This window comes from Kitasatospora cystarginea (genome assembly GCF_039533515.1).
In the GTDB taxonomy this organism is placed as follows: domain Bacteria; phylum Actinomycetota; class Actinomycetes; order Streptomycetales; family Streptomycetaceae; genus Kitasatospora; species Kitasatospora cystarginea.
In genome coordinates, this window is the sequence record NZ_BAAATR010000015.1 from 150,860 (window position 1) to 166,065 (window position 15,206).

The window sequence follows — 15,206 nt, forward strand, 5'->3', positions numbered from 1 at the left end:
TGACGAGAGCTGTCCTACCAGAGGCTTCACGTCTGCGGGAGGTTCCGGCAGCAGAGCGCCCGGACTCCGCGCATGCATGCGGATCAATCCATTCCGCAGAGTGCCGGCGCTGCGTCAGGACACCAGGGTCTGCTCTTCCAGCTCCGCCAGCGTCACGGTGCACAGACCGCCGCGCTCGGTCTTCACGTCCGTCACCTTCAGCTGCGTGCCCGGCAGGAGGATGAACTCCTCCTCGCCGGTGAACGCGGAGAAGTCGCGGATTCCCACGGCCCGGGCGGGGACCACCTCGAACAGCGTCCGCTTGCCGCGGCTGCCGAGGAACGCCTTGGCCACGCCGAGCTGGGACGTGCACGAGGAGACGCCCCACCAGGTCACCGTCCGTCCGAGCGGGTACTGCGCACGCAGGTCCAGCGGCACCCCGCGCCACAAGGGTTCGGCGCGGACCGGGAGTTGCGACACCGCCGAGAACAGCAGCCGCAGGTACGGGAGGTACGGGACGAGCCTGGTCCGGTCCGGGGAGCGCAGGATGGCGTTGATCTCCCGGTAGAAGGCGGACTCGCAGGTGTAGAGGTAGAGGGCGGCGATCGCGTCGGCGGACAGGCCGCCGGTCGCTTCGTCCGCCCGCCTCTTGCCGAACTCGTGCGACCGCTGGACATGCCGGTCCAGACCGGAGAGCAGTTTGGCAACCGGGCTCACGGCGTCGCGGAACTCCATGATCGGGGTGTCGAACACACCGGTGATCGCGGGGAGGACGAGCCCCTCGTCCTTGACGCTGGCGAGTCGCTCCAGATACAGCTGGTGCAGCTCCATGGTGGACGCGATGAACGCGCCCATGCGCTCGGCAAGGTCGCTGTCCGTCCCGCCGGTCTCCGCCGCGAGCTCGTTCCACCCCTTGCTCGGCAGCCAGTCGACCTCATCGGCGCCCAGCGACGCGAGGGCGTCGTTCACCATTCCGAAATGGTCGCCGTCGCAGAAGATGTCACCCTGCGCCGCGGGGTTGGAGTGGTCGATGTGCCGGACTTCGACCTCCGGGTACTTCTTCTGGAGCTGGAGGACGACCTTCTTCAGGTTCCGCGCGTGTGCCCCCCACCACGCGAAGACGACCCCACGGTCCTCCTCGGCGGCGTTCTGCTTGGCCTTGAGGATCTCTTCGACGATCCGCTCGGCGACCGGACGCCAGAACGCGGTGTGCCGGTCGGTTCCCGTCGCCCCGTCGCTGCTGGTGGTGAGTGCCGCGTTCAGCAGCAGCACACCCTGTGTGAGCATCGCCTGGAACCACTCCGGCGGCTGGACGGTGTCCTGCTTCTTCAGTAGCGCGCGTATGTCGGCGATCGGGGTCTTCTTGGGAATGCCGTACTTCCACATCGCCGCGGCCTTGATGATGCAGCGGATGCTGACGACCCTGCCGAACTGGCTGTCCTTCCAGTCGTGGAAGGTGTTGTCGAACATGGCGATGCCGGTGGCACTCTCCGGCCGCGGGTACGGGTTCTGGCCGAAGATGACGACCTTCCACTTGTGCGGCGCATTGGGCTTGAGCGCCTGGAAGGTCAGTTCGCGGACGGGTACGACCTCCGGGCTGCGGCCCGGGCCGATGAACGCGGCCGCGTCGGGCTGCGCCTCGATGACCGGCTTCAGCAGCGGAAGCCACGGTTCACCGCCGCCCTTGAAGAGTTCCGCGAGCGCCAGCGGGTCGTTCGGGTCGGGCTGGGCGGGGGCGTTGGCATCGCTCATTGTGGAGGGACTCCAGATCATCGAACCGTGCTGATGAGAGGCCGTCAGCTTGCCTGGCGGACTCCACAGTCATATCGCCCGGGTCTGACAGCACCGGCACGGCACGGTGAGCCGGGCGACGGACTCCTTCGCGTCACCGGAGTCGGTGCGGATCAGCGCCTGCCGGCCGCACCTGCCTTGTCAGTGGGCCACGGTAGCTTCCTGATCGGCAGAGAGACCGTATCTCGATTGGAGTGCACCATGACCAACGACCGCGTGCAGTCGCCGCTCAAGGTGGTGCTGACCGACATCAACGCGACGGTGGTGGAGGCGTGGCGAGCGGCGTTCGCCGACACCCCAGGGATCGAGATCCGCAAGGGATCGATCCTCGATGAGAACGTCGATGCCTGGGTCAGCCCCACCAACTCCCGGGGCCGAATGGACGGCGGGGTCGACGCGGTCATCAAGCGGCACCTCGGAGCGGGCGTCCAACTGCGCGTCCAGCGTGCGATACGCGCCCAATTCGCGGGAAAGCTTCCGGTGGGAAGCGCGGTGTGCGTTCCGTCCGGGGCGGTCAACCCGAAGTTCCTGATCTCGGCACCGACGATGGAAGCGTCCTCGCAGAACGTGAGCGAGACTCTGAACGTGGCCCTGGCCTGCGCCGCCGCGTTCCAGGCGATCCACCAGCAGAACAGGAAGTCGCCTGGCAGCATCGAGTCGGTGGCGCTGGTCGGCATGGGCGCCCAGACCGGCCGGGTGCCGGCGCAGGTGTGCGCCAACCTGATGTGGACGGGATACACGCTGTTCAACGACTACTGCTTCGAGGACTATGACGACCTGCGCAGCACGGTCATCGCGCAGCTCGACGACATCGAGGAGGCGCCCGCCGCGAAGCGGGTACGCATCACACCGCCCACGCGCCGCACTTCGCGTCGCTGACCGAGCGCTCGACCAGCTCGCGACGGCCTTCGGCTCGGGTCGTCCTGCCCGAGCCGCGCACCGCCCCCTCGGCGCCCGTCAGACCTTGTGCAGGACCTTCGCGTCCCAGCCCTGGCACAGGTAGGTCGAGAACACGCCCTCAACCGGCACCCGGCCACCAGCAGGCCCATAGCGGCGATCACGCCGGGCGCCCCGCTGAACCCAGCTCCACGCAGACCTTGCTGACGATCCGGAAGGTCCGCCGACCGACAGGCGCGTGCCACCCCAAGGTTCTTCACCTACTTCGACGGTCGATACAAGGTCGGCGCGCGAGCAGACGACGAAGCGTGATGAGCGAGGCCACGCACTTCATCCTCGCCGCGCTGCCGGATGGGCCGTTGCACGGCTGTGCGGTCATCAAGCGGGCGCGGGAGCAGTCCGGGGGCCGGGCCGACCTCGCCGTCGGCACCCGTACGGGGCGCTGGAGCGAATGACGGACGAGGAGTTGATCGAGGTCCGCAGTCAGGGAGCCGATAGCCGCCGCACGCTTCGGCGAGGCGAGGATAGGTATTGCCTTTGACAGTAAAGCTGACGGCGAGTCAGGCTGCGGGTGCAGGACGCTTAACAACGTATGACGAGAGGACCCGGTATGTCCCGCCCAGCACACATCGCCATGGTCAACATCCCGGCGCACGGCCACGTCTACCCCAGCCTGGAGGTGATCCGGGAGCTGGTCGCCCGCGGCCACCGGGTCAGCTACCTCAACGACCCCTCGTTCGCCGAGCAGATCGAGTCCACCGGCGCCCGGCTGGTGCCCTACGACACCACCCTGCCGTTCCTCAAGGGCGCGGTCGACCCCGAAACCAGCGCCAATGTGCACGGCCTCATCCTGGAGGACGCGAAGACGATGCTGCCCCGGCTGCGGGAGGCGTTCCAGGACGACCGGCCCGACCTCGTCCTGTACGACTTCATGGCGTACGCGGGCCGGGTGCTGGCCGACGGCTGGGGCGTACCGGCCATGGCGATCTCGCCGTCCATGGTCGCCTGGGACGGCTTCGAGCAGGAAATGGCGGACCGGTTCCAGATGGCACGGGACGCCCTGGCGACGGAGGGGTACCAGGAGCGGTTCGCACAGTGGCTGCTCGAGAACGGGCTGGAGTCCCCCGACCCGTTCGCGTACATGCTGCGCCCGGATCGCGCGATCGCGGTCATCCCTCGGGTCCTCCAACCCAAGATCGACCTGGTGGACCCCGAGGTCTTCTCCTTCGTCGGGCCCTGCCTCGGCCCCCGCGAGCACCAGGGCGGCTGGACCCGTCCGGAGGGCGCGGAGAAGGTGCTGCTGATCTCACTCGGTTCGGCCTTCACCCACCAGCCCGGCTTCTACCGCGAATGCCTGAAGGCCTTCGGCGACCTGCCCGGTTGGCACGTCGTGCTCCAGGTCGGCAAGACGACCGACCTGGCCGAACTGGGGGACATCCCGGCCAACGTCGAAGTGCACCGCTGGGTGCCGCAGTTCGCCGTGCTCCAGGAGGCCGACGCCTTCGTGACCCACGCCGGGATGGGCGGATGCAGCGAGGGCCTGTACTGCGGGCTGCCGATGGTCGCGGTGCCACAGGCCGCCGACCAGTTCGCCAACGCGGACCGGCTGGTCGAGCTGGGTGTCGGACGGCGGCTGGACACTGCGGACGCCACCGCCGAGGCGCTGCGTTCCGCGGTGCTGGAGCTGAACGGCGACCCGGTGGTGGCGGCCCGGCTGGCCGAGATCAGCCGCGACGTGCGCGCGGGCGGCAGCTCGGCCAAGGCCGCCGACGTGATCGAGGCGGCCCTGGTCTGACCATGCGGTCGTCGCTGCCCCGCCGGCCGGGGCGGCGACGACGTTTCAGCACGAGAGGTGCGGCCCGACCCGAGCAGTGGGGCGCGGTCGGACTCGGCGGCTGCTTCGGCCGGGACTCAGGGGTCCCGGCCCACAGCCCCTTATCCCGCGCCCGGCCCGGGCCGCACGGCAAGCCGCCGGCAGGCCGGTCACGGGAACGTCGGGCACCACCACGGCTTCGGGAACAAGACCCAGCACGGGTTGACGACCACGTGGACGGAGGTCCAGAGCACGGTGCCGTTCTGCTCGACGTTCATGTGACCGTCGTTGTAGATCGCGAGGTACGCACCGGCGTGGCCTGCCGTCCCGCTCGACCACAGCGGCGCGTTGGCGGCGGAGTAGACGACCAGGTTGCCGTCGTTCTGCATGACCAGGACGTTGCCGTTCGGTATGACACCGTTGGCCACCCACACCGGCTTGTTGTTGTGGTACAGCACGACGTTGCCGTCGTCCTGGACCCAGAGCGCGGTGCTCCCGTCCGGCGAGTACCACGCGGTGTTCTTCGCCAGCACGCTGTTCACGCCGATCTGGGTCGCCCCGCTGAGCGTCGCCGCCGCCGTCATGGCAGGTCGGCCGGTCCTCAACGGCTCGGCCGGTGCGGCGTTGGCCGTTCCGGTGGTCAGAGCGAGCCCGATCGCGGCAACGGCCGCGAGGGCCGAGGCACGCGTGCGGAGACTGATCATCTGGCGAACCCTTTCTGTCGAGCAAGTCGCCTTCGGGGAAGTGGATCTGATGATGCGACCTGGCAGCCCCGAAGCTAGGAAGGCCCGATTCAGAGCCGGTCTACCGGTGGTACGGATCCGGTATGCCCCCGGGCCGGGCGGCGAGTTCCGGACACGGGCCGACAAGTCGGCCCAGGGCCACCGAACGAGAACGAGCAGGCGGAGACGCTCGCACGCCGCGACCGGCTTCAGGCGATCCTGCGCCTTCCCGAGGAACAGCAGTCCTGGACTTGCTGCGGCCCCAGGAATCGCCGATGACGAGAACGGAATCCCACCATGGACGAGGTGCTCCCTCCCCGGTACCTCAACTCGCGGACGAGCCGGCGGGACCGCCGGCGCCCCGGCCGCGTCCCGGTGCTCCGGAACGGCTCCGCCGGGTTCGCCCCGGGGTGACGCGAGCAGCAGATCGTGCACGGCGACTATGACGCGCCTCACATCCGATCGTCACGCTGTGCCATCACTGCTGGTCGACGGAGTGGTGACCGGCCGTGATGGCCGAATTCGTCACTAAGCCGTCATTGCCGCCACCCTGGATCCGGACACAGGCTGTGACGGTGTCTCAGCGACGAGTTGTTGTGGTGGTCTACCCCGGTGTCCAGGCCCTGGACATCGCGGGGCCGGCCGAGGTGTTCGACACCGCCGGCCGGCAGCGTCCAGGTGGCGAGGGCGGGTACCGGGTCGAGTTCGTCTCGGCCGACGCTCCACGGGTGCGGACCAGTGCGGGGATGGTGATCGAGGCGGAGCCGCTGGAGGCGGGTGAGGGGCCGATCGACACGCTCCTCGTGCCGGGTGGCTGGAGTCTCTACGAGGCGCTGGCCGACCGGGATCTGGTGTCTTGGATCCGGCGGGCGGCCACGCGTTCGCGCCGGGTCGTGTCGGTCTGCGGCGGTGCGTTCCTCCTCGCCGAGGCGGGGCTGCTCGACGGGCGGCGGGCCACCACCCACTGGGCGTACTGCGAGGAACTGGCCCGGCGGTACCCGCGGGTGACGGTGGAGCGGGAGCCCATCTTCGTCTGGGACGGCAACTACGTGACCTCGGCCGGGGTGGCCACCGGGATCGACATGACCCTCGCACTGGTGGAGGCCGACCACGGTGCGGCCTTCGCCCTGGAGGTGGCGCGCTTCCTGGTGCTCTTCTTCAAGCGGAACGGCGGCCAGTCGCAGTTCAGCACCATCCTGGACGCCCAGCTCGCCGACCGCCCGCCGATCCGCGCGGCCCAGGAGTGGATCCTGGAGAACCTCGAACAGCCGCTTCCCGTACCCGAGATAGCCGAGCGCGCCAACATGAGCGTGCGCAACTTCGCCCGGGTGTTCCGACGCGAGGTGGGCACGCCGCCCGGCCAGTACATCGAGCAGATGCGCATCGCCCGGGCCCGCAAGCTCCTGGAATCCACCAAACTGACGGCAGGTCAGATAGCCGTTCGCTGCGGCTTCGCCTCCGCCGAGACGTTCTTCCGCTCCTTCGGCCGGACGCTGGAACTCACCCCGAACGAGTACCGCCGGCGCTTCCAGGCCGTGGCGCCGGCCGGCCTGGTCCTCGCGACCGTTCCGGAGGAGAGGAGTGCCACCCCGTGACCACCGACATCCGGGTGACCCAGCAGGCGGTCGCCATCGCTCCCGCAGCCACCGCCGTCCGCGTCGTCGACCACCTGGCGGCCGCTCTGGCCGGGGCCGGCGTCCGGCAGGTGTTCGGCATCGGCGGCGCGAACATCGAGGACCTGTACGACGCCCTGAACGCCACCGGCGGCGCGGTGCGTACCGTGATCGCCAAACACGAGTTCTCCGCCGTCACGATGGCGGACGGACACACCCGCGCCACCGGCCGGATCGGAGTGGTCGCGGTCACCTCCGGCGGCGGCGCGATGAACCTGCTGCCGGGGCTGGCGGAGGCCTACGCCTCACGCGTACCGATGCTCGCCCTGGTCGGGCAGCCGCCCACCGCGCTGGACGGGCGCGGCGCCTTCCAGGATTCCAGCGGGCGGGCCGGATCCCTCGACGCCCGTGCGGTGTTCGAGCCGGTCAGCCGGTTCTGCGCCCGGGTCGAGGCGGCCGATGACCTGCCGCGGCTGCTGGCTCGGGCGCTGGCGGCGGCCGACGCGCATCCTCGGGGGCCCGCCGTCCTGCTGCTGCCCAAGGACGTGCAGCAGGCCACGCTGACATCCCCTCGGCCCGCACCACCTGCGCTCCCGGTCGAACCCGTCGCACCCGTCGAACCGGGAACGCTACCGCGGCAGCTGGACCTCGCGGCGGAGCGCCTCCGGGATGCCGGGCCGGTGCTGATCATCGCCGGCGAGGGTGTCGCCACGGTCGGAGCGAAGGTCGAACTGGCTGAGTTGGCCCGGAGGTTGGGGTCTTGGGTCGCGGTCGTACCGGACGCCAAGGACGTCTTCGACAACACCGACCGGCGGTTCGCCGGGGTGGCCGGGGTGATGGGGCACCCCAACGTCCTGGACTGCCTGCGGCGGGCCGGGCTCTGCCTGCTGGTCGGCACCCGGCTGTCGGTGATGGCCCGTGGCGGACTGGAGCAGGAGCTGGCCCGGACGCCCGTGATCTGCGTCGGTCCCGAGCCTCCGTTCGTCCCGTGCTCCCCCGGGCTCCACCTGTCCGGCGATCTGCGCGACACGCTGCGCGGGCTGGCCGCCCGGTTCGCTCCCGGCAGCCGCCCGGCCCCCGAGCACGCCGGACCGGTCCCGCTGGCGACCCCGCCCACCAGCGACGGCATCTCCCACGCCGAGGCAGTGGCGGCGGTGGCGGACGCGCTCCCCCCGGACGCCCATGTCTTCGTGGACGCCGGGAACGCCGGCGCCAGCGCGATCCACCGCCTCCCGGCCCCACGCCGGGGGCGGTTCGTGGTCGCCGTCGGCATGGGCGGCATGGGCTACACCTTCGGCGCCGGCATCGGAGCGGCGCTCGCCACCGGACGGCGCACCTACGTGCTCGCGGGCGACGGCGCCTTCTTCATGCACGGCATGGAGGTGCACACCGCCCTCGAGTACGCCGCGCCGGTCACCTTCGTGATCCTCAACAACAACGCCCACGCCATGTGCGCCACCCGCGAGCAGCTGTTCCAGGGCGCCCCGCACCCCGGCAACCTGTTCCTCCCCTCCGACATCGCCGCAGGGGTGGCGGGCCTGTTCCCCACCCTGGACGTCAGCCGGGCCGAGACCGGCGCGCAGCTGCGCCGGGCGCTGCTGCGCAGCAACGCGGGGAGCGGTCCGGCCCTGGTGGCAGTGGACCTCGACCCCGCCGAGATTCCCCCGTTCCTTCCCTTTCTGACCGCCGCCGGCCACTTGCCGGCCGAACACGAGGAGTCCGTCCATGAGCGTCGCACCGTCCACGTCGGCTGAGCCTTCGCACCTGACCGGGCCTTCGGGCCCGACCGAGGTTCGCGGACTGACCGGGATTCCCGGGCTGACCAGGGTGGAGAACACCGACCCGGCCGTGCTGGCGGCCCGCTGCGCGGAGCTCACCCGCCCGGCCTACCCGCACCAGGAGGTCTACGGGCGGTACTGCACGATCCACGAGTACGTCGACTGCCCGCCGGATGAGGCGTACGCGTACCTGAGGCAGGGTCACCACCTGGAGGAGTGGACCTTCAGCCTGCGGAACTTCGCGCCCACCGGCACCGCCGGGCTGTGGGTCGGTGACGATCTGCTGGAGGCGCAGACCCGGATCTACTGCCGGGTGGAGACCAATGCCGAGGCCAGGACCGTGGACTTCCACTGCTCCTGGGACCAGGGCGAGAAGCTCTGGATGATCTACCTGATGCGGGTCGTGCCCGCCGAGCTGGTGCTGGACCGGCCCGGTTCCGTGATCACGTGGACGAACTGCCGGCACCCGTTCTACGACGCCAACCCCCGCCCCGACCTCGCCCCGCGCCCGGACCGGGCCTGGGTGGGCGCGTACTGGGACCTGTTCTACGCCGGCCACACGGTGGAGCTGGCCAACCTCAAGGCGATCCTGGAACACCGCCACCTGGGCGGTCTTCCGGTGAGCGTCCCGCCGCGCCCGGCGGGTGCCGCCACGGGTCCGGCGGTCGCGCAGTGAGGACGGTCAGCCTCACCGACGTCTCCGGCTACCTGCCCGGGGAACCCGTCCCGGCCGCCTTCTACACCGACCACCCGGGCGCGGAGGACCGGCTCAGGGACAGCCCGATGTTCCGGGTCCCGCCGCTGAGGCACCACGTGGCCGGGGAGAGCAATGTGGACCTGGTGGAGCGAGCGGTACAGCCGCTGATCGAGCGGCACGGCCGGACCGAGATCCGCTCCGTGGACGTTCTGCTGGTGCACAGTCAGCTGCCCGACACCCCGTTCGTGGGCGCCGGCACCGAGGTCGCCCGCCGGCTCGGACTGAACCCGTCCTGGCTGATCGACATCGCCAACGGGGGCTGCGCCTCCTTCGTGCACATGCTGGAGCTGGCCCGGCAGATCCTTCGCAGCACCGAGGCCAGGACGGCGCTGATATGCAACGCGCAGACATCCGCCGGCCAGCTCTTCACCCAGTCCGAGGTACGACGTCTCGCCCAGGCCGCAATTCCCGGCGACGGCTGCGGAGTCGGCTACGTCACCACCTCCACGGCCTCGCCCGTACTTGAGGTGTCCGCCCGTCACATAGGCGCGTACGGCGGTGACATGACCGCCCTCCTGGACGACGGGCGCCGCTACTGGGAACCAGGACGGTCCCAGCTGCGGATCGGCTTCACCGAGGAGAGCGTCAGTACGGTCCTGGAACGCGGAAACCGCCTGGTGCCCGAGATCGTCGCCGAGGTCTGCGGGCGGATCGCCGTCCCCACCGAGGAGATCGACCTGTTGGTCACCAACCAGCCCAACCGCACGTTCCTGCACAACTGGCGCCAGGCGCTGGGGCTTCCACCCGAGCGGCACCCCGACACCTTCGACAGCTGCGGCAACCTCTTCGGCGCCGCCATCCCCGTCACGCTGGACCGGGCCCTGCGGTCGGGGCAGGTGAAGGACGGCGACCTGGTGGTGCTGGGCGGCTTCGCACACGCGGGTGACTACGCGGGTGCGGCGGCGATCCGGTGGGGCACGCCGGCTTCCTGACGGTGGGGCGATCCCGGCTTCCACCAGCGGTCACGCTGCGGCTGCCTCCCGCCGGACGGCCCGGACGTCGAGGGCGTACTGGACGGCCGGGCAACCGGGCGTCCAGGCGGTGAGCAGCAGGGCCCGAAGGGAATCTCTACCGGCGCACTGCGGTAGGTCGGCGTACTCGCTGTCGGCGACTCGGGCGGGTGATCGCCGAAAACAGCCGACCTCCCGGGCAAGCGGGGAAGTTACCGGTCATTGCGACAGTGGAAGACTCCCCAGCTGAACCGGCCCGCCCGGCAGGCGTCCACCCACAGCGGTAGGTTCTCCAGCAGCTCATCCAGATAGGCGGGGCCGATGATCCGGCGCAGTTCCGCCGCCCTTCGCCTGGTCTCCTCCTCCAATCGGGTGTAGTGGGTGAGCAGTTGCCCGCTGCGGTCGTCGAAGTCGATCCGGGTCAGCCCGAGTTCGGCAATCCGCTTCCGGTAGTACTCCGGTGTGGCGAGGGCGTCCACCCCAAGACGCGCGACCACCGCTCGCAGTGACTCGGGCGCGACACCGTCGGCCGCCATCAGATCGGTGAAGACCAGGTCCCCCTGCGGCCGCAGCACCCGGGCCGCCTCACCGAGCAGCCGGTCGCGGTCGGGGCTGTGGCAGAAGGCCTCCTGCGACCAGACGACGTCGAAGTGACCGTCGGGGAAGGGGATGTCCTGGAACGAGCCGGTGACCACCTCGATCAGCCGGTCGAGTCCGCGCTCGGCGTTGGTCCTGCGGTGCCGCTCGTTCTGCGTCTCGCTGATGTTGAGCGCGACCACCCGACACCCGAAGCGCTCGGCCAGACAGCGGGTCGGGCCACCGTACCCGGAGCCGAGGTCCAGCACCGTGGCCCCGGGGCGGCCGAGCCGATCGGCGATCTTCGCCGCCGCCAGCTCGATGGTGCGCCGGGACGCGGCCGCAATGGGTTCGCGCTCGTCGCGGTAGGTGCCGGTGTGGATGTCCTCGCCACCCCACACGACGGAGTAGAAGCCGTCGACCTCGCTGTTCCCGTAGTACTTGCGCGCCGTCTCCACGGCGTCCACGGCGCTCTCCTCGCCCGTGCTCATACCGCACTCCTCGTGCCGTTCCGCTACCGAGTGACCACGTTACGTTGATTTTCCAGTGGATCGTCGACGGTGACCGGGTACACGGCGGGGTCGCACCGCGGCACGGGCTCAACGACTACGTGCTGCAGTGCGGCCACATCGGCTGCGGTGTCCGGCCGTCTTCACGTCGACGCGGGCCGGCCGCCTGGGCGCTGGGCGGGATACTCGACGCGGCGCGGCCGCTCGGCCCCACTGACGGCTCACCGTGCCTGTCAGCCGGCTGAACCGGTTCTTCAGCATCCGTCAGGCACACTGCTCACCGACCGGCAGCCCGCCGGCACGAGCCGCCAACAGGGCACGGTCGACGAGCCGCGCCCGGACCGAGCATGAGGATGGCCTGGTGACCCTGACGAGCGATGCTCCACAGGTGAATGGCGTGGACCCCGGCGGCGCCGGCAACCCCGAGGGAAACGCCCGACTCACCGCCGTCACCGGTGCGGTGCTGGTGTTGCTGCTTGCCGTACAGGGCTGGACCATCCTGTCCATCAGCCGACTGGTGACCGTCCACGTCTTCGTCGGGCTGTTGCTGACGGGGCCCGTCTGTCTGAAGCTCGCGAGCACCGGCTACCGGTTCGTCCGGTACTACACCGGCGCCCCCGCCTACCGCCGCCAGGGCCCTCCGCCGCTCGCACAACGGCTACTCGGCCCGCTGATGGTGGCCAGCACGGTCGGTGTCCTCGCCACCGGCCTGACCCTCGCACTGGTCGGACGCGACACCGGGCCCGTTCCCGTCCTGCTGCTGCACAAGGCCGCGTTCCTGTGCTGGGTCGGCGTCACCTCGCTGCACGTCCTGTTGCACCTGCCCCGCCTGGCCCGACTGCTCGGCGCCGACCTGCGCCGTCGTTCCAGCCAGCCCGGCCGACCCGCCCCCGGCCGCGGCCGTCGCTGGTCCGCCCTGACACTCGCGCTGACCGCCGGCACGGCCCTCGCGTTCGCCGGCGTGCACCTCGCAGCCACCTGGCAACGAGGGTGACCGAGGCGCGATGAAAGGACCGCTTGCCGCCCGCGTACCGGATCCGACCTGGACGGATGCCGCTTCAGCAGGCACAGGGAACTAGCTGTGGGGCCCTGCCCAACTCCGGCCCCCACCAGCGAGCACGAGGACGTCCTCGAGTCCTCGCAGGTGTCACCCGGCCGTGTGCGCGACCCGCGGGAAGCGGCGGCCTCAACCGGCGGAGCATCCGGGAAACCGGATGCCCTCTCCACCTGACGGGGACCGCCGGGCCTTGGGCCGCTGTCGTCGCGAAGCCGGTGCCGTCCGGAACTGCTGCGCCGGACGGCACCGGCTTCATGGAGTCCGAGGCGGTCTACCAGCGGCCGCGTCCCGGTGCGGAGTTGAGCTTGGCGCTGAGCGCCGACAGGAAGGTCGGGAGCCTGTCCACCGCGGATTTGGGGACCGGGGTGATCTGGACCGTCTCCCGCACCACGTCCTGCACGACGAGCTTGTAGGTACCGCCTTCCTCGATGAGTTCGGCGGCAAAGAGCAGTGTTTCCACCAGAGGTCCTCCGGCTGTCTGTCGTTCGACGAGTCAGGCGCCGTTGAGCCAGGCGTTCCACGCCTTGGTGGCCTGCTGCTCGTCCGCGTCATCGGCGAACAGGTGGTGGCCCAGCCAGATCGGCCAGTTCCACGAGCTCCCGTCGAAGAAGCGGTACAGCGCGTCCGGGCCGCGCAGGCCGACGAAGTCGCGGCTGAGCCAGTCCACGACCATCTCCACCGGGCCGTCCCCGCCCGGGAGGTCGACCGAGAGCCGGTCGCCGACGGCCGTGCCGACGGCCAGACCGAGCCGCCGGCGCAGGGCGGCGAACTCGGCGGGATCGGCGCTCGGCCCAGGCCGGTCGGCCTTGACGTAGACGGCGGGACGCCCCGCGAAGTGCGTCAGGTACTCGGCCAGGCTGTGCTGGTAGAAGTCGACGTGCTTCTCGGCCGCGTCCGCCCTGGTGTCCCAGCCGTCGTCGACGACGCCCTCGTGCACCCAGTGGATCCCCATGCGCAGGTGGCTCGTTCCGCCGTCGGCCGCCTCGATGTGGTAGCTGAGCGTGTTGGAGAACCCGCCGTCCCTGGTCGCCCGGACGGCGAAGTGGTGCGGCGGCTCCCACGCCACGACGGTCCCGTCACCGCGGGAGACCTTCCCGCCGACGTGCGGCTCGATCTCCATGGGGTAGAGCCAGCCGAGGTTGCCGCCGGCGGTGGCGACCGTGCGCCAGACCTGGTCGGGCGTGGCAGGCAGCTCCTGCTCCCTGCGGACCTGGAACTCTCGGGCCATGATCGGTTCTCCTTTGTCGTCGGTCAGGTGTCAGTAGGTGAGGGTGAGGGCGCTCAGCCGCCGTTGCAGCGGGTTGGGCCGCCATTCGAGGACCGCCCCGTCGGCCAGCCGCAGCTGTGGGAGCCGGCGGACCAGCGTGCCGATGGCCAGCTCGGCCTGGAGCTTGGCCAGCGGTCCGCCGAGGCAGAAGTGGGGGCCGTTGCCGAAGCTCAGGTGCCGGTTGCCGGGGCGGGACAGGTCGAGCCGGTCGGGGTCGTCGAACCGCTCGGGGTCGCGGTTGGTCGAGCCGAGGGACAGAAACACCAGCTCTCCCTCGCGCAGCGTCTCCCCACCGATCGGGACGTCCTCGGCGGCAACCCGGATGATCGCCTGGGTCGGCGTGTCGTACCGGACCAACTCGTCGACGGCCGTGCGGATCAGCGAAGGCTCGTCCCGCAGCCGGGCCAGCTGGTCGGGGTGGCGCAGCAGGGCGAGGGTCCCGTTGCCGATCAGGTGGGTGGTCGTCTCGTCGCCGGCGGTGACGAGGACGAAGCAGGTCGACAACAGTTCCGCGTCGGTGAGCTGATCGCCTCGTGCCTGCGCGGTGACCAGGGCGCTGATCAGATCCTCGCCCGGGTCCGCCCGACGCTGCCGGATGAGCCGGGACAGGTACTCCTCGAACTCGTCGATGGCCGCCTCGGCCTGGACGATGTCCTGGGTCAGGCTGCCCAGCCGACGGAACCACGTTTTGACGCGCGACCGGTCCTCGGGCGGGATGCCGAACAGCTCGCAGACGACGGACAGCGGCAGTGGCGAGGCGACCGCCTCGATGAGGTCCATGGCCGGCCCTGCGGCCACGGCTCGGTCGAGGAGCCCGTCCACGATCGCCTGGACGCGTTCCCGCAGGGCCTCGACGCGCCGGGCTGTGAACGCCTTGTTCACCAGCTTGCGCAGCCGGGCGTGGTCCGGCGGATCGGTGTTGGTCATCACCCTGCCGAGCCGGCTGGTGAGCCGGCTCAGCTCCTTCGGGTTGCCGCCCAGTGCGCCCAGGGCCCGGGTCACCCGGTCGCGGTCGTTGGACAGGCGCAGGTCGCCCAGGGCCGCCTCGACGTCGGCGTACCGGGTGAGGTACCAGATACCCTGCGGGCTGCGGTGGACCGGGCACTCTCGGCGCATCCGCGCGTAGAGCGGGTACGGGTCCCGGCGGAACTCCGGCGTGTGCATCTCCGCCGTCAGGTCGCCGGGCCCCTCCGGATCCGCCGCTGGGTCACCGGGCCCCACTGGGCCCGCCGCGGTGCGGGTCTCGCCCACAGTGTCGGTGGGGTTCACTTCTGCCGCTCTACCGCTGGGCGTTCATGGCGTCAACGAGGCTCTTGGGCCGCATGTCGGTCCAGCTCTGCCCGACGAACTCCAGGCAGGCGGCGTGGGTGTCGGGGCCGTGGGCGACGGTCCACCCCGCGGGGACGTCGGCGAACTGGGGCCAGAGCGAGTGCTGGTTCTCCTCGTTGACGAGCACGAGGAAGGTGCCGTCCTGGTCGTCGAACGGGTTGGTCATGG

15 protein-coding genes are annotated in these 15,206 nt (G+C 70.5%); 8 read left to right on the plus strand and 7 right to left on the minus strand.

All coding sequences use genetic code 11. The features are described from left to right. Positions 1-114 precede the first annotated feature (114 nt). Entirely contained in the window at positions 115-1,731 is a 1,617-nt protein-coding gene (locus ABD369_RS18695; protein ID WP_344637571.1) for an ADP-ribosyltransferase domain-containing protein, read from the minus strand. 240 nt (positions 1,732-1,971) lie between these two features. Between ABD369_RS18695 and ABD369_RS18700 the strand changes: the two genes are divergently transcribed. The 3 genes from ABD369_RS18700 (at position 1,972) to ABD369_RS18710 (ending at position 4,462) form a co-directional block, all read left to right on the plus strand. After that, positions 1,972-2,649: a macro domain-containing protein gene (locus ABD369_RS18700; RefSeq protein ID WP_344637572.1), complete on the plus strand. Its 678-nt coding sequence runs from the start codon at positions 1,972-1,974 to the stop codon at positions 2,647-2,649. 329 nt (positions 2,650-2,978) lie between these two features. Beyond that, positions 2,979-3,122 (plus strand): hypothetical protein, encoded by a 144-nt coding sequence (locus tag ABD369_RS18705; RefSeq protein WP_344637573.1) that lies wholly within the window; start codon positions 2,979-2,981, stop codon positions 3,120-3,122. A gap of 137 nt (positions 3,123-3,259) precedes the next feature. Continuing rightward, positions 3,260-4,462 carry a macrolide family glycosyltransferase gene (locus ABD369_RS18710; protein ID WP_425557657.1) on the plus strand — a complete coding sequence of 401 codons (1,203 nt, stop codon included), beginning with the start codon at positions 3,260-3,262 and terminating at the stop codon, positions 4,460-4,462. A gap of 188 nt (positions 4,463-4,650) precedes the next feature. Here ABD369_RS18710 and ABD369_RS18715 read toward each other — a convergent pair whose 3' ends face one another. Then, positions 4,651-5,184 carry a hypothetical protein gene (locus ABD369_RS18715; RefSeq protein WP_344637575.1) on the minus strand — a complete coding sequence of 178 codons (534 nt, stop codon included), beginning with the start codon at positions 5,182-5,184 and terminating at the stop codon, positions 4,651-4,653. 593 nt (positions 5,185-5,777) lie between these two features. Between ABD369_RS18715 and ABD369_RS18720 the strand changes: the two genes are divergently transcribed. The 4 genes from ABD369_RS18720 to ABD369_RS18735 are packed head-to-tail and all read left to right on the plus strand — an operon-like array spanning position 5,778 to position 10,282. Then, positions 5,778-6,797: a GlxA family transcriptional regulator gene (locus ABD369_RS18720; protein WP_344637576.1), complete on the plus strand. Its 1,020-nt coding sequence runs from the start codon at positions 5,778-5,780 to the stop codon at positions 6,795-6,797. Beyond that, positions 6,794-8,569: a thiamine pyrophosphate-binding protein gene (locus ABD369_RS18725; RefSeq protein ID WP_344637577.1), complete on the plus strand. Its 1,776-nt coding sequence runs from the start codon at positions 6,794-6,796 to the stop codon at positions 8,567-8,569. Before ABD369_RS18720 ends, ABD369_RS18725 begins: the two co-directional genes overlap by 4 nt. Further along, entirely contained in the window at positions 8,541-9,269 is a 729-nt protein-coding gene (locus ABD369_RS18730) for an SRPBCC family protein (RefSeq protein ID WP_344637578.1), read from the plus strand. Before ABD369_RS18725 ends, ABD369_RS18730 begins: the two co-directional genes overlap by 29 nt. Then, a complete protein-coding gene (locus ABD369_RS18735) occupies positions 9,266-10,282 on the plus strand; it encodes a ketoacyl-ACP synthase III family protein (RefSeq protein WP_344637579.1) in 1,017 nt (338 codons plus the stop codon). Before ABD369_RS18730 ends, ABD369_RS18735 begins: the two co-directional genes overlap by 4 nt. Before the next feature lie 230 nt (positions 10,283-10,512). On the opposite strand, the gene ABD369_RS18740 is transcribed toward ABD369_RS18735, so the two are convergent. After that, entirely contained in the window at positions 10,513-11,367 is an 855-nt protein-coding gene (locus ABD369_RS18740; protein ID WP_344637580.1) for an SAM-dependent methyltransferase, read from the minus strand. 406 nt (positions 11,368-11,773) lie between these two features. Here ABD369_RS18740 and ABD369_RS18745 point away from each other — a divergent pair, with 406 nt between their 5' ends. Continuing rightward, the gene (locus tag ABD369_RS18745) at positions 11,774-12,379 is read left to right on the plus strand and encodes a hypothetical protein (protein WP_344637581.1); all 606 of its coding nucleotides are present in this window, start codon (positions 11,774-11,776) and stop codon (positions 12,377-12,379) included. 334 nt (positions 12,380-12,713) lie between these two features. Here ABD369_RS18745 and ABD369_RS18750 read toward each other — a convergent pair whose 3' ends face one another. From ABD369_RS18750 to ABD369_RS18765, 4 genes are read right to left on the minus strand one after another with little or no spacing between them, the layout of a single operon-like run. Continuing rightward, complete coding sequence (locus ABD369_RS18750; RefSeq protein WP_344637582.1) at positions 12,714-12,902, minus strand: hypothetical protein; 189 nt, start codon at positions 12,900-12,902, stop codon at positions 12,714-12,716. Positions 12,903-12,935: 33 nt separating this feature from the next. Then, the gene (locus ABD369_RS18755; protein ID WP_344637583.1) at positions 12,936-13,670 is read right to left on the minus strand and encodes an SRPBCC family protein; all 735 of its coding nucleotides are present in this window, start codon (positions 13,668-13,670) and stop codon (positions 12,936-12,938) included. Between the two features lie 30 nt (positions 13,671-13,700). Then, positions 13,701-14,978: a cytochrome P450 family protein gene (locus ABD369_RS18760; RefSeq protein WP_344637584.1), complete on the minus strand. Its 1,278-nt coding sequence runs from the start codon at positions 14,976-14,978 to the stop codon at positions 13,701-13,703. Positions 14,979-14,988: 10 nt separating this feature from the next. Then, a complete protein-coding gene (locus tag ABD369_RS18765; RefSeq protein ID WP_344637585.1) occupies positions 14,989-15,204 on the minus strand; it encodes an MbtH family protein in 216 nt (71 codons plus the stop codon). Between the last annotated feature and the right edge of the window lie 2 nt (positions 15,205-15,206).

Excerpts from the sequence above, each read along its gene's own strand:
- ABD369_RS18765 (WP_344637585.1), bottom strand. The coding sequence starts at position 15,204 with ATGACCAACCCGTTCGACGACCAGGACGGCACCTTCCTCGTGCTCGTC.
- ABD369_RS18740 (WP_344637580.1), bottom strand. The coding sequence starts at position 11,367 with ATGAGCACGGGCGAGGAGAGCGCCGTGGACGCCGTGGAGACGGCGCGC.
- ABD369_RS18710 (WP_425557657.1), top strand. The coding sequence starts at position 3,260 with ATGACGAGAGGACCCGGTATGTCCCGCCCAGCACACATCGCCATGGTC.
- ABD369_RS18705 (WP_344637573.1), top strand. The coding sequence starts at position 2,979 with ATGAGCGAGGCCACGCACTTCATCCTCGCCGCGCTGCCGGATGGGCCG.
- ABD369_RS18695 (WP_344637571.1), bottom strand. The coding sequence starts at position 1,731 with ATGAGCGATGCCAACGCCCCCGCCCAGCCCGACCCGAACGACCCGCTG.
- ABD369_RS18700 (WP_344637572.1), top strand. The coding sequence starts at position 1,972 with ATGACCAACGACCGCGTGCAGTCGCCGCTCAAGGTGGTGCTGACCGAC.
- ABD369_RS18715 (WP_344637575.1), bottom strand. The coding sequence starts at position 5,184 with ATGATCAGTCTCCGCACGCGTGCCTCGGCCCTCGCGGCCGTTGCCGCG.
- ABD369_RS18755 (WP_344637583.1), bottom strand. The coding sequence starts at position 13,670 with ATGGCCCGAGAGTTCCAGGTCCGCAGGGAGCAGGAGCTGCCTGCCACG.
- ABD369_RS18730 (WP_344637578.1), top strand. The coding sequence starts at position 8,541 with ATGAGCGTCGCACCGTCCACGTCGGCTGAGCCTTCGCACCTGACCGGG.